The organism is Prevotella sp. 10(H) (assembly GCF_000711235.1).
Lineage (GTDB): Bacteria > Bacteroidota > Bacteroidia > Bacteroidales > Dysgonomonadaceae > Dysgonomonas.
In genome coordinates this window covers 322619-345452 of the sequence record NZ_JOMI01000001.1, presented here as the reverse complement: position 1 = coordinate 345452, position 22834 = coordinate 322619, and the positions used below count along the sequence as shown (strand labels likewise).

Genomic DNA, 22834 nt, shown 5'->3' with positions numbered 1-22834 from the left:
AAAACTATAAACCTATATTTTAACGTAAAAGCACGGCTGATGTTTATAAAAGATTATCATTTTTAACATAAAGTTTTTACAAAAATGATTGCAGGCGAGATGATTATCATCCGGTAAAAAACTGTATCTTTATATGCCCTAACGTAACACTACATACTGAAATATGGCACAAGAGAGTAAGAAACCCAATCCGCTGAAAAACCTTTGGAAAAGCATCAGGAGTATCTGGAAAAAAGATACCGCAACGGATGTGTATTTCATTTCGGGCATGTGCTACAACTGTAGTGTCTTCGATAAACTGAAACTGCCTAAAGGCTTCAACAAGAAATGTATAGAATGGCATATCCCGCGCCCCGATGAATCGCTGGAAGAGTATGCCCGCGAAATGGCTAAGGCGATAGATACCAGCCGTCCGTTTGTTATTGTCGGTTATTCCTTCGGGGCGGTGATCATGCAGGAGATGAACAAATTCCTGTCGCCTGTCAAAAGTGTTATTATCTCTTCATTCAAGAGCCGGACGGAAATCCCCGCACTGTTCAGGGCGGTAAGAATGACTAATCTGGTGGAGAGGGTGCCCAACCGCCTGTATTCGTCTACCGACTTCGTTACCAGCGCATTCAACAGGCTGGTATACAATATGCCTACTAGTGAACTGGCTTCGGTAATGACCTATGTAGACCCCGTATATGTCAAGTGGGCGACAAAACAGATCACCGAATGGATACCTGCCGAAAATTGCAAGCATCTCTATCACATACATGGCACACTGGATCAGATTTTCCCATACGAAAACATCCGCAATGCTTTTCCCGTTGAAGACGGCGACCACCTGATGGTGCTGAAAAAGGCGGATGTGGTGAGTTCTATTCTGAGTGGGATATTGTTGATAAAGGAAATGGAGTAGGGGTATCTTTCTATTCTGGTTATTTAATTGATGTGAACACCTTTTTTTATGCTGCGCACAATCGAAGATTGCTTGCGTCACTTTTGGCCAAATCCCCAAAAGTAACCAAAAACGCTTTAGCGCCCCGCTTCAATGTCCGACCCGTAACGGGCTTAAAGGCTAAACAAAAAAACTCGCTCAATAAATTGTAAAATCCGAATTAGACAATAAGTTCAAACACGTTTTTGTTTTTCACCCTTTTTCGCCCTACGGGTACCCCGTACTTAAAGCTAATGGCGCGGGCTGACGCACTACAAGAGTTGATTGAATAAGATAGTTCTACTTTAATTTTTGATTGACATTATAAAATTTAATTATGTTGCGTCTTAGCGCCTTTACGAGACTGATAAATCAACTAACCGTAGTCCCGAAATTCCTCCTGTAATCGGCAGGCGATATCTGCAGATACTTCAAAAACACACGCCTCATATTATCCGGACTGCCTAAACCGCAGGCATCGCTTATTTCCTTTAGCGAAAGCTGGGTCTCAACCAGATAGCGACAGGCGGTTTCGATACGTAACTTGTCTATATATCGGGCGGGAGTGATTCCCGTTTCGCGGGTAAAAACACGGGCGAAATTCCGGGGGCTCATTGATGCCTGTTCCGCCAGACGTTCCACATTCAGGTCATCGGTCAGATGCTCCATTATCCAGCTTTCAATATCCTGTATAGGGCGGTAATCTACGGCCTGATGCGTCAGTACCGAACTGTATTGCGACTGGCTGCCCGGCCGTTTCAGATAGAGTACCATTTGTCTTGCCACTTCGAGAGCAAGCGCCCGTCCGAAATCTTCTTCCACAAGTGCAAGCGCCAAGTCCATTCCGGCGGAGATTCCTGCCGAAGTATATGTATTCCCGTCTTTTACGAAAATAGGCTCTGCATTTACTTTTATATCCGGATAGTCGTGCTGCAGCTTGTCGCACAATTCCCAGTGCGTTGTCGCATTCTTTCCGTTCAGCACTCCCGCTTCGGCAAGGAAGAAAGTGCCTGTACATACCGAACAGATACGACGTACCTTTTTTGATTGTTTATTTATCCATTGCAATACTTTCTTATCCAGAGAATAACGGTGCTGCATCGAATTAGGCATACCGGGTATGAAGAAGGTGTCAATTTCATAATCTGTTTTATTGTAGTAATCTTCACATTGTAGGGTCATTCCCGAAGCTGTCCGCACTGCCTTGCTCTTTCCGGCTGATAATGTATGGAGTATATATGCGTCTGACAAATCTCTTTTGTGCAGGCACTCATTGGCTTGGGTAAATACTTCGTAAGGCCCTGTGATATCGAGCAGGGTGGCATCAGGTATTACAAGGAATGCTATATGTTTGTTTTCGGTCATATTTTCGGTCTTTTTACAAATGTAATAATAAGTAAATCAAGAGTTGAAATAAAATGTTCTATTTTCTTTATACTGCGCGCAATCGGAGATTACTTGCGTTCCTTTTGGCCTAATCCCCAAAAGGAACCAAAAACGCTTTAGCGCCCCGCTTCAATGTCCGACCCGCCACGGGCTTAAAGGCTAAACGAAAAAACTCGCTCTAAAGCGTGTTAAATCCGAATTGAAAGATAAGCTCAAACACGTTTTCGTTTTACGCCTTTTTCACCCTACGGGTACCCCGTACTTAAAGCTAACGGCGCAGGCTAAAGCACGACGAGACACACAAATAAGCTTTTGATGGTATTGCTGATTAGTGCGTCAGCTTCCCGCGCATTAGTGACGCAGGCGGGGCACCCAATCCGTTGAAAGCGGCATGGAAAGGGACGGGGCGATAGCCCGTTTGTCACTTTCAGCCGGTAAAACAGTTTTGGGTCGCCGAGGAACGAAGCGCTAGCCTTTTGTTTCGTTTTGGGCAATGCCAAAATGAAAGCCAAGCCCGGGAGGGCGCGGCAGACATGAACAAATTTAAAAAATCATACAAAAAAGAAACTCTAATAAAACATTTGTAACAAATATATATGGCAGAATCTGCTTGATTATTGTCATTTAGGACAAGAAGTATTTAATGTAATTTTGTACTGGCTAATGCCAAAATGAACAATAAACAGAAAGAATATTTAAAACAGAATACAATATGCCACTAAAATTCATGACTGCCGAACAGGCAGCAACCCTTATCAATAACGATGACAATGTCGGATTCAGCGGTTTCACACATGCAGGCTGCCCCAAAGTAGTGCCCGTGGCACTTGCCAAGCGTGCCGAAGAAGAGCATGCAAAAGGCAACCCCTTCAAAATAGGGATGTTTACCGGAGCATCCACAGGCGACAGTATCGACGGTGCGCTCGCCCGCGCCCATGCTATCAAATTCCGCACACCATACCAGACCAACAAGGATTTGAGGAATGCCATAAACAGTGAAGAAGTGAAGTACTTCGACCTGCACCTGTCTACTATGGCTCAAGACCTGCGCTATGGCTTTTACGGCCCTGTAGACATCGCTATCATAGAGGCCAGCGATGTGACCGAAGACGGCGAAATAGTTCCTACCTGTGGCGTAGGTATCAGCCCGACGATTGCGCGCATGGCAAGGATTGTGATTGTGGAGCTTAACAGCTGGCATCCTAAAGAATTACGCGGTATGCACGACCTGATTGAATTATCCGACCCGCCGCACCGCAGAGAAATTCCTGTCTATTCCGTACGTGACCGCATAGGAAAAGACCATATTAAAATCGATCCCGATAAGATTGTAGTAGTGCATACAAACAAGCCCAACGAGGGCGGAGGTTTCGCTCCTGTGGATGAAATAACGGCGCAGATAGGGCGTAATGTAGTCGGTTTCTTAGTAGAAGAAATGGCTAAGGGGCGAATTCCCGATACTTTCCTGCCGATACAGTCGGGAGTGGGTAATATCGCCAATGCCGTACTGGCAGCCATGGGAGAGAGTAAAGATATTCCCGATTTTGAAGTATATACCGAGGTGATACAGGATGCCGTTATCGGGTTGATGGAAGCGGGACGCGTCACTTTTGCCAGCGGCGGAACACTTACGGTCAGCAATCCGTGTATCGAACGTATCTACAGCAACCTGCCATTTTTTAAAGAGCGGATAGTATTCCGCACATCTGAGATTTCCAATAACCCTGAAATTGCCCGTCGTTTGGGCGTAATTGCCATGAATACAGCTCTCGAAGCAGATATTTTCGGCAATATCAATTCTACGCATGTCATGGGTAGCCGTATGATGAACGGTATCGGCGGTTCGGGAGATTTTGCCCGCAATGCCTATATTTCCATATTCCTGACGCCGTCTACTGCCAAGGACGGTAATATCAGCGCCTTTGTGCCGATGGTATCACATCAGGATCACAGTGAGCATTCGGTAAAGGTAATTGTGTCTGAATACGGAGTGGCCGACCTGCGCGGAAAATCGCCTGAAGAACGTGCGGAATGTATTATCGAAAACTGTGCGCATCCCGATTATCGCCCGCTGTTGCGCAGCTATCTGGCAAGCGGGGCTGTGGGGCAAACACCTGTCAATCTCGATTATGCTTTTTCGTTTCATCAGGCTTTTATGAAAACGGGCGATATGCGCAATGCGGAGATAGGCGAAAATATATGTGAAGAAACTGTGCGGAAGTAATCTTATTTCCGCTCTGCTATTGTGGTAACCGAAATATCAAGATATTCTTTATACTTATCGTCGAATTTGTATTGTCCTATCTGTATCAGTGGCTTTGTCTTACCGTGGAAGTCGCTGCCGCAGGTCATTAATGCCTTACGCTCCGTTACCAATGAGGCAAAATAGTGTATTTGCTGCGTATCGTGGTAATTATTAAATACTTCCAGACCTCTCGCACCTTTGTCGAGAAGTTCGGGAATTACTTCTTCCTTCCCTCTAAAGTTCAGTCCCGGGTGGGCTACGATGGGGATGCCGCCGTTGTCGGTTACCAGTTGCAGGGCATCGCTATAGTCCATATATGTGATGGGCACATAGGCAGATTTTCCCTGTGCAAAATAGTCGAGATAGAAATTGATATACGGCATATCGCTGCGTTCGCCACCCGCCATGTAAGGTTTGAGAAGAGGAGTTTCATATTTTTTGTCCGACAGCATCACTTCGGCTATCAGTTCGGGCGAGGGCAGTTTGCCGTCGGCTTTGTTCATTACGGCTTCGGCATCAACATTGAATCCCAGCCCGAGCAGATTATCTACCATTTGTGAAAACGAATCCAGAACGAGTTTCGACACAGATGCTTCGAGGCGGGCAAAATCCTCACTTTCCCAGTCGATGCCGTATCCGAGGAGATGAAGGTCGTTTCCTTTATAGTTACAGTCGATTTCGATGCCTGAGATGAAAAGGATGTCTTTCTCTGATGCTAATGCTGCCGCTTCTGTTGTAGCACCAACTGTATTGTGGTCTGTTATGGAGAATGTGCCGATGTCGGCATTCAGGCACATATTTAATATGTCGGATACTGTATGTTCTCCGTCGCTGCTGTATAGGGTGTGGATGTGTAAGTCGGCTTTTTTCATGTTGTGGATGTTTAATGCAAATATAGGATTAAAGGTTCTATAAACTTTTTTCTTGATAAAAAAGTTACAAAATCAAAGCTTCATTCCTCGGCGACCAGCCCCTCCTAGCCTCCCCAAGGAGAGGAAAGAACCCTTTCCTAGGAGAGGTTGGGGAGGCTATTTCGCCGAACGGGTACCCCGCCTTCGGAACAGAGGCCGGAACCGCAATGCGACGACGAGAAATACATAACTATTTTGACCAACGGTAAAACTAAGTAAAAGCTTGTTTCTTTTTGTTAAAAAGCATATAAATATCCCTTTTTATTTTCAATAGTTTTTAGTAAATTTGTTAGAGAAGACGGTATCATCGGTTAATGTGGGATTGCAACCGTGATCTGTCAGGCAATAATCTGAAAAACTAAAGGTAAAAAGATATGGACGACAAACTGATAACTCTGGCTATCCATACCCCCGAAAAAGCACGTATACTGAAATACACCCTCGAAGACATGGGCGTAGACTCTATTCTCGTCGACTTGAGCGACAAAGAGGCTGACGGCTCATGTGCGATCGCTGTAAGGATAAGTGCTTCGGACTTGACAAAGGCGCTAACGATTATAGAAAGCGCGCATCTCTTTCGTTACAATGACGATCGTATACAGAAAATAGACGACGGACGTAAACGCATACTTGTTCCTATCGACTTTTCCCCTTATTCACTCAAAGCCTGCCGGATTGCATTTGCAATAGCTCATCAGGCGAATGCCAAGGTGAAGATTCTGCATGTATACAAAATGCGTTTTCCAATTACTTTTCCTTTTGCCGATGCGGTGCATACGAGCGATGGCGAAAATATGCTCGACAGTGCGCGCAGGGAGATGCTGGATTTTTGCTACGAAATAGATAAGAAGATTTCGGAAAAAGATTTCCCGTCGGTGAATTACTCCTATTCGTTGCGTGAGGGTCCCGTGGAGGAAGAAATTGAAAACTTTATCGACGAATACAAGCCGTTCCTGCTTGTCTTAGGAACAAAGGGAAAAAGCAACAGCCAGCACAGTATATTAGGTAATGTGACGGCCGATATTATCGAGATGACGAACGTGCCGGTAATGGTAGTTCCCGAAAACTCACAGTTTGCAAAAATGGAGGATATCAAGCACATAGCCTTCCTTACTAATTTTCAAAAACGCGATCTGGAGTCGTTCGACTATTTCGTTACAAAACTAAAGGCATTCCCGTCGGTGAAGATTACCTTTGTTCATGTGAATGCAAAAGATAAGAGCGGGGCTAAATGGACGCAAAGCGAGATGGCCGGTATGGAGGATTATTTCAGGAAGAAATATCCCGAAGTGCAGGTCGGATATAAAGTGATTGATGCACCCGATATGGTGCTGGCAATGAGTTCTTTCATCAAGGAAGAGCAGGTGAACATTGTGGCTCTGAATACGAAACGGAGAAACCTTTTCGGGCGTATCTTCCTGCCGAGCGTTTCCCGCAAACTTTTAACGAATTTTGATGTTAACCTCCTTATATTTAGGGGTTAATTCTTTTAAATCATTAATTAACCGTGAAAATCCGGCAGGTTGCAATGACTTACCGGATTTTTTTCTGGATAAATGCTTATCTTGCGGATTAAATTAAAAACAATACATGCTGGGACGGATATTTACCTATTGCTTTGTGGCTCTTCTGCTTGCTGATATCTATATTTTCATATTATATATAAGGAAGCTGACTAAAAATATGCTCTTGCGCATACTTTGGTTCATACCTTCTGTCGTATTGCTGGCAGGCATGTATTATTTCTTCTTTTCCAGTGGGCGCGGCAGTAGTCACAGGGAAGTATTTTCAATGGTATTCATGGCCCTATCATTGCCGAAGATCATCTTTTTCGTTATCAGTTTGCTCGATTTACCGTTGCGATACTTCTTCAAATGGAAAGTATATCCTTTTACTGTTGTGGGAGTACTTGCCAGTCTGGGAGTATTATATATCGTTATTTACGGAAGTACGGCCGGACAAACGCGATTCGAAGTGCGCGAAGTAGAATATTCTTCGCCCGATCTGCCTGCATCGTTCGACGGTTACCGCATTGTGCAAATATCAGACCTGCACACTGGCAAATGGAAAGGCGATACGAAGCCGTTGGCAAAGGTAGTGTCTTTGGTTAATGCGCAGAAACCTGATGCTGTAATGGTAACGGGCGACCTTGTACATAATGTTGCCACCGAACTGAACGGATTCGATAAGGTGCTGTCGGGCATAAAAGCGCCGGGCGGCGTGTATTCGGTACTCGGTAACCATGACTACGGGCTTTACCGCGGATGGAAAACCAAAGACGACCAGAAAAAGAATCTGCAAGACCTGAAACGGCGGCAGGCTTCTTTCGGTTGGAAACTACTGAATAATCATCACACATATCTCACGAAAGGAGAAGATAAAATAGCCCTTATCGGCGTGGAGAACGACGGCGCACCGCCTTTTCCCCGCTACGGCAATCTGAAAAAGGCTATGCAGGGCACAACGAAGCAGGACTTTAAGATACTGCTCAGCCACGACCCTACACACTGGCGCCGCGAGGTGCTGAAAACGGATGTCGACCTGATGCTTGCCGGACATACGCATGCTACCCAGTTTGCACTATTCGGACTTTCTCCTGCATCCTTTGTATATAAGGAATGGTGGGGAATGTACAAAGAGGGCAAGCAGGCCTTGTATGTAAACGGCGGTATAGGCACGGCTATACTGTCGTTCCGCTATGGCGCATGGCCGGAAATCACGGTGATTACCCTACGGAAGAAGTAAGCAGGCTAACCCTTTACGGCAGATACTATCAGGAAAATAGGGCGGCGCAGTTCGTCGCGCATGCCGGGGATATGGAGCATATTCTTGTCGGGTTCGGGTTCTACTATTTCTTTTATGGTGAAGCCCGATTTTAGCAGTCCGTTGAGATAGGTAGTCAGGGTTTTGTGATATTTGATAACATCTTCGCCCAGAAAATTCGCTACGCGCCTTCCCTCTGTAAAGTACCTGTCGACAGGCCAGTGCAGGCGTTCCCCCTTATCATCGTAATACCAGTCCTGCGTTCCGTATGCCGTAAATATGGGATGCTCTACCGAGAAGATAAATGTGCCGCCTGCCGTCAGGCAACGGGATACCTTATTACTGATGTCGTCAAATGATTCCAAATAATGGAATGCCAGCGAACTGATGACTATATCGAATGATTCCGGTTTGTATTCGAAATCTTCTATAGCCATGCATTTATATTCGATAACGGGAGAGGCGTTCTTCTCCTTTGCTACGGCAATCATCTTTTCGGATATATCGATGCCTACAACGGATGCTGCGCCTTTTTCTGCGGCATATATGCAGTGCCAGCCAAACCCGCAGCCGAGATCGAGTACTCGCTTCCCCTCGAAAGAGGGCATCATGTTGCGAAGTATATGCCATTCACCGGCACCGTCGAGTCCGTTGACAGAGCGGGACATGAGGCTGTATTGTTTGAAGAATTCGTCGTTATCGTATTTATTTTCTTTCATAATGTTTTTTTTATTGATTCTCACAAAGGTGCAAAGGCGCAAAAAAGTTTTTAAAATCAAACACAGAATTAAGGGAGTAGCACAGAATTTCAATAACTATCGCCCCTGCGTATCCTTATCTGAATTGCGTTTTCCAAGGGCGTTTCGCTTACAAATATAAGGTATCCGCCACCGCCTGCGCCGCTGAGTTTCCAGCCCAGCGCTTTGTCTTTATATTCATTTAATACCTTAAATATATCTTCGCTTACCATATGCGGATACATTGTTATCTGTGCTTCGAAACTTTCGCGTACAGCCTTACCGAAGGATTCGGTATCTTTTCGTTTGAGTGCATCCCATGCATTTATGGCAGCGTCACTGAGTTTCTTCGCCTTTTCGGCAGTAATATTCGTATCGGACAGCACATCGTAATCGTCGTGACGCGGATATAACGGTACCAGCCAAAGCCGTTTTTCGAGCCAGCCTAAAATATCTTCATCCAATATACTCTCTATTTCGGACGGCCAGAAGCTACCGTCGTAATGCAGCCTGTTCAGCCCCGGCATAACTATGCCCAGCGAATCCTGCGAACCGCTTACATACTTCGTGCCGGGAGGATTCTCGAAGCAAAAAAGTGTCATTGCCAGTTTCTTTTTATCTCCGGCGGGGATATCCACCTGCCAGAGTTCTATAGCCTTTTTGCGCGAACTGGTAGACATGCCGCTACGGTCATTGAACTCATAATCCGGCTCTATGGAGATTGTGAGTACAGGGCCTGCGCAGAGGCTGCTTACATTGGGTTGGTCGAGCCATCCGCCTGACAGATCGATACGGTAGGGTATATGGCATTCTTCACGCAGTGCGGTAGTCGAGCGAATAGGAAGATCCCCGTGCGGAACACGTTTGCTGACTATGTATTCTATACCCAACTCCTTACACAATTGCTCTTTGAGGGCGCTGTGCCCGTCGCTGTTTACGAAAAATATATCGGGTTTCAGCGCTTTGATGTCGTCCATGAAGTCGATAAGTCCGCTACCGCTGTTTATCCACGCTTCTTTTACCGACTTGAGCGAACTGACCATGTAGAGCCGCTCCTGTTCATTGTTGACGGTTTTGCGGGCTTTAAGCTCGTTCACCGTTTTGTCGGAGCCTATGCCTACATAAAGGTCGCCATAGGTGGCAGCCTCTTCAAAAAATGCAACATGCCCGCTGTGGAGCATGTCGTAGCATCCGCTGACAAAAACTTTTTTCATCCGTTGATTACTATATGGTTTGAGATTGTAAATATAGGACTTTTATTTATGTTTATCTCTTTAGCAGGTGTTTACAGGAAAGAAAATTAGTATTCCAGGTCATCAAAGTTGTAAATACCATATAGTTTTTATATATATTAGTATGGGTTTTTCTAAATATTATTTATATTTGTATCGACAATCACAAATTGGGCATTATAATATCATGAAACGGTTATTCACAACTTCTTATTAATTGAAAATAACAGGTTATAACGGATAAACAATATTATCCGCGGCGGATTTACACCATGATATATCATAATAAAAGAACACTGATAATACCTGCGATATTACAGATGTAAGTATTGTATAAGGCTACAGAGTGGAAAACAAGGGGGTGGTGCTACTTGTGACCATGATATAAATGTAGCCTCTATACAATCGGACTCAGAAAACTTCCAATTATTGTTTTAGAATATCGGGAATCTTTACTTATTAAATGTAAAGATTTTTTCTTTATTGTTTATATTAGATAAAACCTGTATGGTTTAGCTAATATATCTTATCAAAAGTATAATCTGAGTATTTCTTTCACTAATTTTGTACTTGTAATAGAATTACAAACGGAGACAATATAATTTTCACAATACACAATAAAGAGTTGAGTTATACACAAAATCAGGGGACTCCCTGTCAATTATCACAGAATTTTTACACAAAAAGAGGAAAAATGGATACCATACTTCCGAAAAGTTATACCATATTTCCACAACATGAAAATCGTAAGAAATGAAGTTATATATTTGCACCCGTAATGGAGGCGAGCTAGGATCAAGATGGGAGAAAAAGTAAAAATGTATGGAGGTAAAACTCTGTCGGAGGGCAAAGGGAGATCTGTACATTCATTTGGGAATGATTTCAATATTTGCATGGGAGAGACAACACTTCCTGTATCATATACCCAAACGTACCTTCCGATAGGTATCTTAGGGCTGTGCCAGGAGGGCTCAGCGAAAGTTGATATATATATGCAAGAGCAACTTTTGTCGAAAGGCGAACTGCTGGTAATATTGCCGGGGCAGCTGGTGTCGATAAAAGAGAAGAGCGATGATTTTTCAATCGACTACTTCACAGTATCGCAAGCATTGATAAATGAGGTCTTAAGCAGTATATCACGTCTTTCACCCTTGTTCTTCATACACATGAGAAGAAAACATCACTATACACTGTCAGAGGATGAGTATTACCGCTTTTCGGAGTATTACCGCCTTATACACAGCTGGGTGAAGCCTACGGACGATCTGTTCCAGAGGGAATACATCGCTAATCTGCTGAGGCTTTTCTATCTCGATCTTTATCATAATTATAAAAACAACCTGATTGAGGTAGATGCAAACTCGGACGGAGAGACGCGTAAAGAAAAGATCACTTACGACTTCTTCCTGCTGATAATGCAATTCTTCAGGGAAAACAGGGAAATAGCTTTTTATGCTCAGAAGCTGCACATCACGCCCAAATATCTGACATCGGTAGTGAGAGATATCAGCGGCCGGCCGGCCAAAGACTGGCTTGTAGAGTACAGTATCATGGAAATAAAAACGCTGTTGAAAAATCCCGCCCTGAATATACAGGAGATTACGGTAAAGACCAATTTTTCGAATCAGGCTTCACTGAGCCGGTTCTTCAAGAAGCATACAGGTTTATCACCTACTCAATACAGGATGATAAAATGAAATAAAGAAGTATATATGTAGTTTTGTAAAGTTTGTGTTAAGGTTGGGTCCTGTGAGTCGTGAGATTCGCAGGGCTCGTTTATTTTGTATATATGTAATCTGTATATTTCGTGATAACATCCGTATCGGGGAGGGATCAAATTCTCCCGGGATTCGGTTCTAAATCGTTACCACTAATTTATCATAGTTTGTATGGCGGCTCAATAATGATCGGAATGATTTTCGTTAGATTTTTTTTATAGAAAAATTGCTCAATTTGTCTCCTTATCCTACTACTCAAAGCCAATCTTTGTTTGCTTAAACAACAATATATAACCGCGTTGTTTTGTTATCTATGATTAAAATTTCTACAAATATAAAGAAATATTCCTCATCACGAAATAGCATGCTGTATAATTTCTATATTTTAAGTTTTTTGCTCTCAGTTTTAAGATGCCGTTAAGTAAATTCTTGTTTGATATGTCAATAAATAACTCTAATTTTGTACCAAATCTTACAGGCTGCCATCAGGGATAAAAACGCCCTGCATTTAGTTGCAATAGAACATCAATACACATAATGAACGTAAATACAACCCAAAAGGAAAGAGTCATTCAATTTATTGAAAAGCAAGGTATTAGTAAAAACAAATTCTATAATCAAACCGGAGTCTCCAACGGTACGCTCGATAAGAAAAGCGGTATAACAGGAGATACCATAGCCAAGATATATGCCGCATATCCCGACCTCAATCTCGAGTGGCTGATAACAGGCGAGGGCGATATGACGAAATCGTCGGTGTTTTCTCTCTACGGCAATATGAAGTCGTTTATGGACAAATATGCTTCGGCGATGAATATAGATCCGTCGATGGTATCAGAAAAGACTTTTCTGGAAGTGGAATCACCTTCCGAATTCGTGCCTATATTTTCGTATAACGACAAGCGAAAATTCAACGGCTACCTTTCCATCCCGAATGTAGAGGCATGCGACGGTGCCAGCTTTGTGAAGACCGACAGCATGTATCCGATGATAAAGCCGGGCGATATCGTCTGCTTCAAGTCGGCGAACAATACCAAAAATATTCACTGGGGAGAGATGTATATCGTATACATCGTTATCGACGGGGAGGATTACCTCACAATAAAAAATATCGAGCGTTCCGAATTGGGCAAGGACTATGTGCGCCTTACGGGCTACAATACAAAATACCAGCCAAAGGACGTGCCTGTAGAGGCTATTCAGTGGAAAGCTATCATTAAAGCATCTATAAATTACAATTCGGTATTATAATTACAGTCAACTGTAAAAATATAATACCCTGCACTGTAAAGCGCAGGGTATCTATATTTTAATGCTTTTTAATGCTTAATTATTGAAATGATAAAGGAATACAACTGTAGCTTCGAATGCGTTTTTAGGACAATCCTTTATTTCAAGGACAACCTTTAGTTCAGCTTTGGCAATTCCCCTCAGATTGACCAGCGATGCCAGTTTTACTTTCATCCTCACTTCGCTGTCGACAACTACGGGCTGGTTAAATTTCAGCTTTTCTATACCATAATTTATCAGCATCCTTATGTTGCGCACTTCCATTATCTGATCCCACAGGTAGGGAAGTATAGATACTGTCAGGTAGCCATGGGCAATAGTGTTCTTGAATGGACTCTCTGCCTTCGCCTTTTCAGGATCGGTGTGTATCCACTGGTAGTCGAGGGTTGCTTCCGCAAATTTATTTATGCGGTCTTGTGTGATTTTCAACCATTCCGAAGTTCCCAGTTCTTTGCCTACATATTGCTCAAATTCGCTGTAGGAATTAATAATTAATTTTGCCATAGAAAGTTAATTAACAAATACAGTATAAAAATATTGATATTTACTGATATTACCAAATAAAGATCGTTGCTAAAACTTGATCTTAGTCATATTTTAACTGCAAAAATAATAAAACTGTCATCGTTTCAAAGTATTATATCAAATCATTCGTTAATTGTGCTGTATTTTTCTTTATAATTAAATAAATTAAGCAAAAAGTGTAGTACTGTCTCTTATAATATATGTAAATTTGACGATCTGAGAACTAACACACTAAACCTGAAAGATGATGAAGAATAAAATCCTATTGCCGCTGTTGGCCCTATTATTTGCGGCAATGTTTATCTCATGTGATAATGATAATGAGATAGAGGAAGAAAAAGAAAACTTAGAAATTGACAAAACCGCTATAACTCTTACTGCTACAGGCGATGAGCAAAAAATCGCACTCACCGCCAACGGGTTATGGGAAATTGAAAGCATACCCGAATGGCTTGTCATAGATCCTGCCTTTGGCGACAAGTCTACAACAGTCAATATTTCGGCAAAACAAAACAACGGCGATTCGAAACGAAATACTTCTCTTGTATTTACCCGAGGCAAAATAACCCGTACACTCGAAGTTGAACAATTGAGCAGGATGGACGGCGACCCGTTCATCGAACTGGATAAGGACAGGCTGGAGATATCTCAGTCCGGTAAGCAGGAAATTGTAAAGATAACCAGCAATTGTGCATGGCAGATAACTAATATACCCGCCTGGATAACTGTGAATCCTACCGAAGGTATCAAATCGGCGGAGGTTGTCCTTACCATCAAGGAAAACCGCAGCCCCGAGGCTAGAGCTTTTGAACTTCTTATAAAAGGGGGTAATGATATAGAACAAAAGTTGTTTGTTTACCAGTCCGGGCTCAAAGATTATATACAAGGTCCTACACTGCCGATTTTTAAATACAGCAGGTTGACATTTACTTCGGCAAGAGACGATTATAGTATAGAAGCAAAGTCCCTGTTGGTAAATCCATCTATAAAAGACAAGATATATTTGGGCAACCTGATAAGCCACAATGCCGGATCGCACTTAAACATACCTGTATTCACAGGCTATACATTCAATCCGGTAACTGTTTCCACAAGTGTTTCCGTGGGTGGAACGTCAGATACCTTCGAACCGTCATGGGCGGCACAGGATGCATTTGCACAGGAAATTATCAAAAAAATATCTACGCAAAAGTCTGTTAGTGAGTACAACGATGTGACCGAATTTTATGATTACAGGCAATTGCGCGCTGTGGGTATTGCCAATCTGGGAGTGGAGCTCGATGTTTTAATTTCGGGAAAATCGTACAAGGAACAGGAAATGAAGAGGAAATACGGTATGATTTATTCTTTCAAACGGAAAGTTTTCGGACTTGATGTGGATTTGCCCGACAAACTTATCAAAGAGGAATTGAAAGCTGCCGACCGGGCAAAAGGAGTATCTTATGTAGCGAGTGTAGATTATGGCAATCTCGGATTACTGATAGTGGAATCCGATACTGATTCGCGCGATCTGCAAGCAATAATAGACAAGGTGGTAAACACGGGATACGAACCCACAGCGGAAGAAAAGGCTCTTCTCGATGCTGCCGATATCAGCTATGTTTATTTCAATAATAATGTGGAAGAACAGATAAAGAGAGGTCATCTCGATGTTGTGAAGGCATATAAGAAAGCTAAGAAAGAGGGAAGCGAATACATTCATCCGCTCGAATTCACCTTGTTGGATTTCGACAGCCATGAGTTGAGTGTGATAAAATTTTCATTTCAGGTGCCGAAGTAGGATGAATTAGAATCAATTATAATGAAACAGTTCGATAATCAATTATCGAACTGTTTCATTATAGAATAACATCAAAAATACTTCCACCTCATAAACCCATACGAAAACACAAACAATAATATCACAAAAATATACTCCGCCAGCCAGTACATCGTCAGCGAAACATCCTCAAAATTGCTTATCATCCACAGGTAAAGCAGGTAAAAAACAATCGTTATGCATTGGAAAAGAAAAGCAGCCCTTGTGTTTCCTGTTCCCGTAACGGCATTGCAATAAATATATGCGGGCAGCGCCATAAAATAATTACCCAGCATAACCATAAATGTGGGGAATGCTGCTTCTGTTAATGCTACATCTTCCGTATATATACCTATTGCCTGATTGTGAAAAACCGCAGCTAATAGTATAATCGGTACTCCCGATAAATATCCCGATTTTAAGACTTTACGGCAGACCATATGTATATAATCACTCTGTTCTGCGCCGATCAGGTTGCTGATAAGTGACCCTGTAGTAGTGGCAAATGAATTGACAATAACAAAAAACAGTGTAGAAATACTTCTCACTATATTTGCGATTGCCAGCTGGCTCTTGCCCAAATGCTCGATAGTGACGAAGAACAGAAACCACGGCGCCACACTGATAAACGATTGCAGCATGCTCCATACCGACAGACGCAGCAATTGCCGCAATAGTTGCCAGTCGAAAGCAGGGCGGATCCCGTATCTCTGCCTGTTGCTCATACAGGCAATATATATAAGGAATATAAGCAGCGAGACAAGTTCCGACAGTGACGATGCCATTGCAGCCCCTGTGATTCCCAGTGCAGGAAAGCCGCCTTTGCCGAATATCAGCAGGTAGTTGAAAAGAATATTAACAGATACCATTGCCAGCGCATTCAATGTCAGCATCTTTGTATTGGTAGTCCCTACAAAAAATGCGCGGAAAGCCAGTGCCGGAAAGGCAAACAGCAAGCCGAAGCAACGCCAGTCGATATATTTCATCACAGCATCGTATACCTCACCCGAACTGATCAGGCGATGAAGCAGGAGAGGGGAGAGGGCTTTGCTAAGGATGAAAAGAAAGACAGCCAACAGAGCCAAAAAATACAATCCCTGAAAAAATACCCTGCCTGTACTTTCGTAATTCTTTTCTCCGTTCCTGCGGGCAATCATTACCTGCAGTCCAATGCCAAAGCCGAATCCGAGCATATACACAGCCAGATAGTAAATACTGGCAATAGCCGATGCGCCGAGTTCAACCTCGCCTACATGGCCGAGAAAAATTGCATCCGTTATGTTTATCAGTTGTTCGACAAGGATGCTCATCATTACAGGAAAGTTGATGAGCCAGATCTGCTTATATGTAAAATTCATTTTATTACTATTGAAATAGCCATATTGCCGCATAGAAAGGAATGCGGGATAATTGCTGATTTATAAAATGTACGTTTTTTCGCCCTGTAAAGAAAATACAGGATATGTCGGAAAGGTTTTTCCGGCAGTTATTTCAATAGTAATAAGCTATATGCAGACTTGGCATTTCATCTGATAAGAATCTTATATTACGGAACAAATATACTCATTCCGTAATAAAAGGATAACAGATAGGTCTTAATTTCTTATTATTTCGGTCACTTTTCCCCATATTTTGCCTTCAGGAGCAGGGCCATGCAGGCGGCTGTCGCCCGAATTGCTGCGGTAGTCGCCCATTACGAAATAATGTCCTTCGGGTATCTTTATAGCTTTCATTGTGCCGTATACCGTATCCAATTGATGAAAGAGCGTAGAAACCTTTACCCCGTTGGGAAAAACTTCTTCGTGCTGGTCGGCAGCGTTGCCTTTCCTTACCAGCCTGTTTTTATTCTCTACACCGTTAATGATGCAGATATTGTTCTTTATGGCAAAGCTGTCGTTCGGCAGGCCGACAATGCGGTATATTCCCGTCATCGGCTGCGAATCGTCATCCATGCCGAATTCATATAGTACGATGTCGCCATAGGTAAAGGAGTCGGCTTCCTTGTCCAGCTTCACATAATCGCCCGGGTTTATGTTGGGCAGCATGATGTCCGTCATCATCTTGTAACGGGGATTGATAAGGTTGCAACAAGTAAGAGCAATGATTATCACAAAATAAAGTGCTGATTTTTTCATATTATTATTCGCGGAATTTTATAGTGATTTCTTTTTGGCCGAAATAATCCATTTGCTGAAGGTCTCCGGCCCGTTTGTCGTGTACGATAATCTTTTCGTCTACATTGTTTGGGTTGACTTCCAACATGGCTACCCCGTCGTAATTTGTTGTTTGCATGTCTCTTGCAAGCTGAGATTCTACCACGATGTTTTCCATTCCCTCATTGCCCGATTTGTGCAGCAGGAGTACCTTCACCTTGCGTTTGCCTTGTGCCAGCCTATCGAAGATGTAGGCAAATTCTTTTTCGTCGGTAAAGCGTTTAGCATCACCTTCAAGCTCCAATGTTTTTTCTTTGCCTGCTTCTATTGTCACCGCCTCTTTATACAGAGAACGGTCGCCAAAAAGAAAATATATATCGAACATTCCCTTGGTTTCTCCCTCGGGTAGATATGCCTGTATTGTCTGGTCGCCTCTGAATACCTGTGAATTATTTCCGGTTTTGTCTATCAGCATAATGTATTGCGGAGTGGTATTCCATTTTTGGTAGAATGAAGATATTCTCAATCGTACACTACTCGGATTATAGGTATTGTAGTACGGGATTTTCTGTACATATCTGTCATTATATAATTGTGGCGACCTAATCCGCGAGAGAGTCAATGTCCTCAATATGCGCGGGATATCCTCTATCGGCTTATAAGTGCCGTCAGACATATGGTAGACCATACCCTTTCGTAAAGCTACGGTATAGGGCGCTTTGCCTTTGGGGGTGATAGTGATGCTGTCGTCTGCTTCGGGTATGAATAATTCGCAGGTAGAGTTTGTATAGCGTTTCCCTTTATAGGTGAGTATATCTTCAAAGCCGGATGCGTATACTACGCTGAGGAAGGGAATCATTGCCTGCACCTCTTCGTCTTTCAGCTTCGACGGTTTGCGGGTATACAGGGATTTATCTTTTGTAATCCGTCGTGGAAATATTGTGAGATTTGTCCGCATCATATCACTTATCTCGAAATCTTTCAGCAGTATTTCGAAAGCATTATTTCTGAGCCGTATAGTGTGCTTGCCTTTACGTATGGGGATTTCGTACGGTTCCAGCATATTGGCATAGTTGAAGTATCGCAGGGTATCGTCCACCCATATTATATTTGCATATATGGTTTCGTTTTGGGAAACCATAGCGTTGAGTGTTGTTGTGCCTTGCAATGTTTCATTCACAGATATATAGGGTGGGGTTTTTCGTGCCGACTGTGCCATTGCAGGACTACAACATAGGAGTGTGAAAAATAATAATATGTAGTGGAGAATAATCTTCATAGTTTATAGCTTCGGTTTTGTGTGTTAAGGTAGTGAAATATTTTTACTAACGCATCTATCGGCTTGTTCTTCATTTTGCCTTGATCTTTTTGTAACTTTTTTATCAAGAAAGTTAATGAAAGGAATATCAGAACAGATGACCCGAAAAACAGAACATGTTACATGTCTGCATTTTAATCGCTTTTATGCAAAAAAGGAATTTTAGGACATTATTACCGTCTTACAGGGCTTTTTTTGCCTTATGTTTTGAGCGACCTTTGTTATGTGATTAGGAAATGTAGTTAAAAGTAAAAATAAGGTTTGGGATAAAAGTAAATAAAGATGTGAGGTTATCAGCTAAGGTGTAAAAAAATGAAACAGGAATACGTAGTATGTGATAAGATTTCCTGCGGGTTTGTTAAGGTTAGTTTCATTTTTCCTGTTTCTTAAACTTGACGGTAGTATAATATTGTAGTAAGTATGTTGATGGAAGCGCCGGATATAATTTGTAATGGTTATAGTAAGTCAGGTCTTCGGATAATAATATAGATGTAAAGTGGGAATAATAGCCCGGCGCATCCGTCAATACAAATACAATCTACATAAAGATTTAATTTTTTAGGTTAATATAAAAACGATATAATAAAAGTTTATTTGTGTTCTAATTGTTACAATACATTACTCTAAATTACTCAAAAATCTCTTCAAAACACAGAGAGGCCGCTCCCGGGATGGAAGTGGCCTCTCACTTTATATCATAAAAGGCTCCGTATCCTTTCATAAAATTATTTAGAGGATACGGAGCAAAAGTTTTTGTGCTATCTATCAAAAGGTTGAAAAGTCTGCTTTTTAATTCAGCTTCCTGTTATAAAAATTACAACAAGCCTTCGATGGACATATTAAGAACGCATTCCTAATATATCCTTTTCAGCAAGTATATATGTCTTTGTGAAGTGTACAACCGGTATAAGGACAAGTCCATCTCCGGGCGACAGATCAAGTTCAACTCTCATTTATTATTGTGTGTATATAATCGGCAAATATTACTTTTCTGAGAAATAATGTTTGCACCAATTTAATTCTGATATTCGTCGTCAAGATAATAAACATTTCTGAAATGAAAAAGTTTTCAGATATTTAAATTATTTTTTAATTATTTTTTAATATCCTCGAACTAAACGAATTACAATGTGTAATTTTTTTTCATTTAAATGATTTTGGAGATAAATACCGTTTTTGCCTTCTTTATCCTTGGTTATCTATTGACGAATATAGTATAATAGGATAAGCTAACACCTTTTTAAATGTGCTGATTATTAGTTTGTTAATAAAAATATGCTAAAAAACATATTAAAAAATATGTATATTTGTAATGTTGACTTAGCAAATTTTGCTAACTTTACATTGCAATTGAGGCTATTTTTGCTTTTTATTGCAGGTGCTAACCCGAATTATTAACAAAAAATGACAGCTATGAGCCGACATGAAGAACTGATTAACGAAATTCACATGGCCAGAAAGCGGTTCGAAGATGCACACAAATTTATGTCAGAAGAAGACATGGATATGTTGCTCGAAGAACTGGAAGTTATGTCAAAGGAATTGAGGGCCTTAAGCAACTAAAACAAACACAAAACATAAAAAATGAGTCAAAATCTTGTTCATTTTGATTTTATTTCCCGGTTGCGGCCGGACTAGTTAAAAATTCAGTAATCAGATAAAGGTTTTAGCGCTGGTATCAGTCTAAAACCTTTATTTTTTTATTCCTTTTCGTCGTATACGAATTTCACCCTGCTTTTAGCTACTTTATAGGTGCGGGCGCATTCGCTGCGGATAACTTCGATGTCGTTCGTTTCGAGGTTTACGCGCAGGCGGGTGATACCTGTTATTATTATTTCCCTGATTATGTACATAGCATTCGTGTTTAATGTGTTATATATCCCTGTACCTGTTCACCAGTACCTTATTCCCCCGTATATCGGTCAGTATTTTAGAAACGATGCGCTGTATATTATGCGCCTGTATCTTGGTGATGTCGGCCAGGGTATGATAATTGATCGCAGGCTTCAGGCTGATATACATCTTAAATAGTTCGAATTCGCGCAGCTCGTAGCGATGATATACATAGTCGAAAATGTCCGACTCCAACTGTGCCTGCATGCGTTCCTTTTCGTAAGGGTTGCTGTGGTGAGCCTCAAGATTGCTGTATGCAGGCATGGCGATGTAACGGCTTTCCTTTTCGCTGTCCTGTATATAATTGGTGAAGTAGGAGCGGTGAAAGTATGCCTTATAGTCGCTTATCGACATGCCTGTGTATAAAATCTTTTCGCTGATGCGCATGAATGTATTGTAAAATACATCTTCGTCGTACGAGTATTTCCCAATCAGGAAGTTGGCCAGCTTTTGCTGGTTGCAGGCAAACCATTCATTGAACTTGTCAGCTTTTCTGCGGTTCTCGGGCTTGGGTTCCTTCTGATCGTCGCGCCCGCGGATGAAATACTTTTTACCTGTGTTGTTTCCGTTGCTGTTACCTAATTTCATGTTATTTTTATTTTTGAGTTACGAGTTACTAGTTACGAGTTACATTTTGCGATATTGTTAATTACTAGTTTCGCTGTGCACTATCAATTGTCTACTGTCAATTATCTTAGGCTTTCCCCCTCAAACAGTACCCGCACAGTCGTCGACTTTATGCGGTCGAGCACACGGTCGCCATAGCGTTTGCGGATATCGTCTACCGAAAGGTTGGTAGATACAATCATCAGTTTACTATACTTTTCGGCGGCGTCCATTATCTCGGCAAAGGCAAGGCGCTTGTTGCCGTAGATGTTGCTCACCTCTTCGGTGCCTACATCGTCGAGGCTGATTATATGCTTCGACAATACATGGTCGATATTGCTGTTCATGCCGTACGTATCGTATACCGATGCCACGCGGCGGCAGCACCCGAGCAGGATAGCAGGCAGCACGTAGCGGCAGAGGATGCTCTTGCCCCGTCCGCAGTTTCCATAGAGGAAAATGCCTTTACCCTTGTTATCCGTCAGCCAGTCTGCCACTTTATCGTATTCGGGCAGCCACTGCATTTCACGTTTCTCTACCCGCAAGAAGTAGTTGAATGCTTCGCTTAGCCACTCCCGCGCACCGGGTACTTTTATTTCGATTCTTTCTACCGGGAGAGGCATTTGCAAGCGCCTCATCTCCACGGCGATATCTTCAAAACTCTTCATACCGCCTGCTGTTGTCATGCTTAGCCGATCCGTGGTTTAGTTCTGCATCCGTTTTCTTTTCCCAAGTCCTTACGGCAGCCCGCCAGTCGCGCATCTTGTTGCGGCCTATCATCCAGCCTTTCGATTCGTAAAAGTCGTAGAATGCACAGGCATCTATGCTGTTGCGTCGCTGGCGGCAGTAATCGATAACTTCTTTTACCAGTGGTTTAGAAAAAGAACAAGTGCCGGCAGGTTTCTCTTTTTGTCTTGTCTGGTCATGTCTTTTCTTGTCTTTATTAATGGTATAGGGGAGTGCAGGTATAAGTGTCACTGCAACTGCCTCGGTGAGCGTATTGGTCAGAGTATCGCCGAGTGTATCGTTTTCGATACCGTTGATAGTATATTCGGCAGGCCTGCCTTTGGCAACTCCCTCCTTGAAGGTTATAAGCCCTGCCTGCAATAGCCGGTTTCTGCGATTGGTCAGTGCATTTCGGTTGATTCCCAAAACAGCACATACAACCTCCGTGGATTGATTAAAAGGATTTTTCCAGTTGAGCCTGTTACACCTATGCAAAAGATAGTTGTACAGATCGTGCTCGTGCGCCGAAATAATACCTTGTTCTCTCAGCTCCCAAGCGGCATTTATGAGATGTATGTAAGACATTTACAATTAATAATTAATAGTTGACA

Annotated in this window: 20 protein-coding genes; 8 read left to right on the top strand and 12 right to left on the bottom strand. The window is 42.3% G+C overall.

Annotated features, from left to right (window positions below):
• The first annotated feature begins 163 nt into the window (after positions 1-163).
• Positions 164-904, top strand: coding sequence for an alpha/beta hydrolase (locus K348_RS0101540; protein ID WP_029902245.1), 741 nt, complete (start codon positions 164-166; stop codon positions 902-904).
• Positions 905-1294: 390 nt separating this feature from the next.
• Here the strand turns inward: K348_RS0101540 and K348_RS0101535 are convergent, their stop codons facing one another.
• Positions 1295-2287, bottom strand: coding sequence for a GlxA family transcriptional regulator (locus tag K348_RS0101535; RefSeq protein WP_029902242.1), 993 nt, complete (start codon positions 2285-2287; stop codon positions 1295-1297).
• A 733-nt stretch (positions 2288-3020) separates the two neighbouring features.
• Between K348_RS0101535 and K348_RS0101530 the strand changes: the two genes are divergently transcribed.
• Positions 3021-4532, top strand: a complete 1512-nt coding sequence (locus K348_RS0101530) for an acetyl-CoA hydrolase/transferase family protein (RefSeq protein ID WP_029902240.1) — start codon at positions 3021-3023, stop codon at positions 4530-4532.
• 2 nt (positions 4533-4534) lie between these two features.
• On the opposite strand, the gene K348_RS0101525 is transcribed toward K348_RS0101530, so the two are convergent.
• Entirely contained in the window at positions 4535-5425 is an 891-nt protein-coding gene (locus tag K348_RS0101525; protein WP_029902238.1) for a PHP domain-containing protein, read from the bottom strand.
• Positions 5426-5838: 413 nt separating this feature from the next.
• On the opposite strand from K348_RS0101525, the gene K348_RS0101520 reads away from it, so the two are divergent.
• Entirely contained in the window at positions 5839-6948 is a 1110-nt protein-coding gene (locus K348_RS0101520; RefSeq protein ID WP_029902236.1) for a universal stress protein, read from the top strand.
• Between the two features lie 106 nt (positions 6949-7054).
• Positions 7055-8209, top strand: coding sequence for a metallophosphoesterase (locus tag K348_RS0101515; RefSeq protein ID WP_029902234.1), 1155 nt, complete (start codon positions 7055-7057; stop codon positions 8207-8209).
• Positions 8210-8214: 5 nt separating this feature from the next.
• On the opposite strand, the gene K348_RS0101510 is transcribed toward K348_RS0101515, so the two are convergent.
• Both K348_RS0101510 and K348_RS0101505 read right to left on the bottom strand, forming a co-directional pair.
• A complete protein-coding gene (locus K348_RS0101510) occupies positions 8215-8946 on the bottom strand; it encodes a bifunctional 2-polyprenyl-6-hydroxyphenol methylase/3-demethylubiquinol 3-O-methyltransferase UbiG (protein WP_029902232.1) in 732 nt (243 codons plus the stop codon).
• Between the two features lie 89 nt (positions 8947-9035).
• On the bottom strand, positions 9036-10178 hold the full coding sequence (locus K348_RS0101505) for an adenylyltransferase/cytidyltransferase family protein (protein ID WP_029902230.1): 1143 nt from the start codon (positions 10176-10178) through the stop codon (positions 9036-9038).
• An 818-nt stretch (positions 10179-10996) separates the two neighbouring features.
• On the opposite strand from K348_RS0101505, the gene K348_RS0101500 reads away from it, so the two are divergent.
• Together K348_RS0101500 and K348_RS0101495 are read left to right on the top strand one after the other, a co-directional pair.
• Positions 10997-11893, top strand: a complete 897-nt coding sequence (locus K348_RS0101500; RefSeq protein WP_029902228.1) for an AraC family transcriptional regulator — start codon at positions 10997-10999, stop codon at positions 11891-11893.
• Positions 11894-12451: 558 nt separating this feature from the next.
• Complete coding sequence (locus tag K348_RS0101495) at positions 12452-13165, top strand: LexA family transcriptional regulator (protein ID WP_029902226.1); 714 nt, start codon at positions 12452-12454, stop codon at positions 13163-13165.
• A 75-nt stretch (positions 13166-13240) separates the two neighbouring features.
• Here K348_RS0101495 and K348_RS0101490 read toward each other — a convergent pair whose 3' ends face one another.
• Positions 13241-13708 (bottom strand): MaoC family dehydratase, encoded by a 468-nt coding sequence (locus K348_RS0101490; protein ID WP_029902225.1) that lies wholly within the window; start codon positions 13706-13708, stop codon positions 13241-13243.
• Positions 13709-13973: 265 nt separating this feature from the next.
• Here K348_RS0101490 and K348_RS0101485 point away from each other — a divergent pair, with 265 nt between their 5' ends.
• Positions 13974-15509 (top strand): BACON domain-containing protein, encoded by a 1536-nt coding sequence (locus K348_RS0101485; RefSeq protein WP_029902223.1) that lies wholly within the window; start codon positions 13974-13976, stop codon positions 15507-15509.
• 71 nt (positions 15510-15580) lie between these two features.
• On the opposite strand, the gene K348_RS0101480 is transcribed toward K348_RS0101485, so the two are convergent.
• The 3 genes from K348_RS0101480 to K348_RS0101465 all read right to left on the bottom strand — a co-directional run bounded on the left by K348_RS0101480 (position 15581) and on the right by K348_RS0101465 (position 18959).
• Complete coding sequence (locus tag K348_RS0101480) at positions 15581-16885, bottom strand: MATE family efflux transporter (protein WP_029902221.1); 1305 nt, start codon at positions 16883-16885, stop codon at positions 15581-15583.
• 237 nt (positions 16886-17122) lie between these two features.
• Positions 17123-17662, bottom strand: coding sequence for a signal peptidase I (gene lepB, locus K348_RS0101470; protein WP_081852479.1), 540 nt, complete (start codon positions 17660-17662; stop codon positions 17123-17125).
• 4 nt (positions 17663-17666) lie between these two features.
• The gene (locus K348_RS0101465; protein ID WP_156032701.1) at positions 17667-18959 is read right to left on the bottom strand and encodes a hypothetical protein; all 1293 of its coding nucleotides are present in this window, start codon (positions 18957-18959) and stop codon (positions 17667-17669) included.
• Positions 18960-20411: 1452 nt separating this feature from the next.
• Here K348_RS0101465 and K348_RS19140 point away from each other — a divergent pair.
• On the top strand, positions 20412-20561 hold the full coding sequence (locus tag K348_RS19140; protein WP_156032699.1) for a hypothetical protein: 150 nt from the start codon (positions 20412-20414) through the stop codon (positions 20559-20561).
• A gap of 137 nt (positions 20562-20698) precedes the next feature.
• On the opposite strand, the gene K348_RS19135 is transcribed toward K348_RS19140, so the two are convergent.
• The 4 genes from K348_RS19135 to K348_RS18680 all read right to left on the bottom strand — a co-directional run bounded on the left by K348_RS19135 (position 20699) and on the right by K348_RS18680 (position 22808).
• Positions 20699-20851, bottom strand: a complete 153-nt coding sequence (locus tag K348_RS19135; protein WP_156032697.1) for a hypothetical protein — start codon at positions 20849-20851, stop codon at positions 20699-20701.
• Positions 20852-20870: 19 nt separating this feature from the next.
• Positions 20871-21479, bottom strand: a complete 609-nt coding sequence (locus tag K348_RS0101440; protein ID WP_029902215.1) for a hypothetical protein — start codon at positions 21477-21479, stop codon at positions 20871-20873.
• 101 nt (positions 21480-21580) lie between these two features.
• Complete coding sequence (locus K348_RS0101435) at positions 21581-22165, bottom strand: hypothetical protein (RefSeq protein ID WP_029902214.1); 585 nt, start codon at positions 22163-22165, stop codon at positions 21581-21583.
• Positions 22152-22808: a hypothetical protein gene (locus K348_RS18680; protein ID WP_029902212.1), complete on the bottom strand. Its 657-nt coding sequence runs from the start codon at positions 22806-22808 to the stop codon at positions 22152-22154. The genes K348_RS0101435 and K348_RS18680 overlap by 14 nt, the downstream gene beginning before the upstream one ends.
• Positions 22809-22834 lie beyond the last annotated feature (26 nt).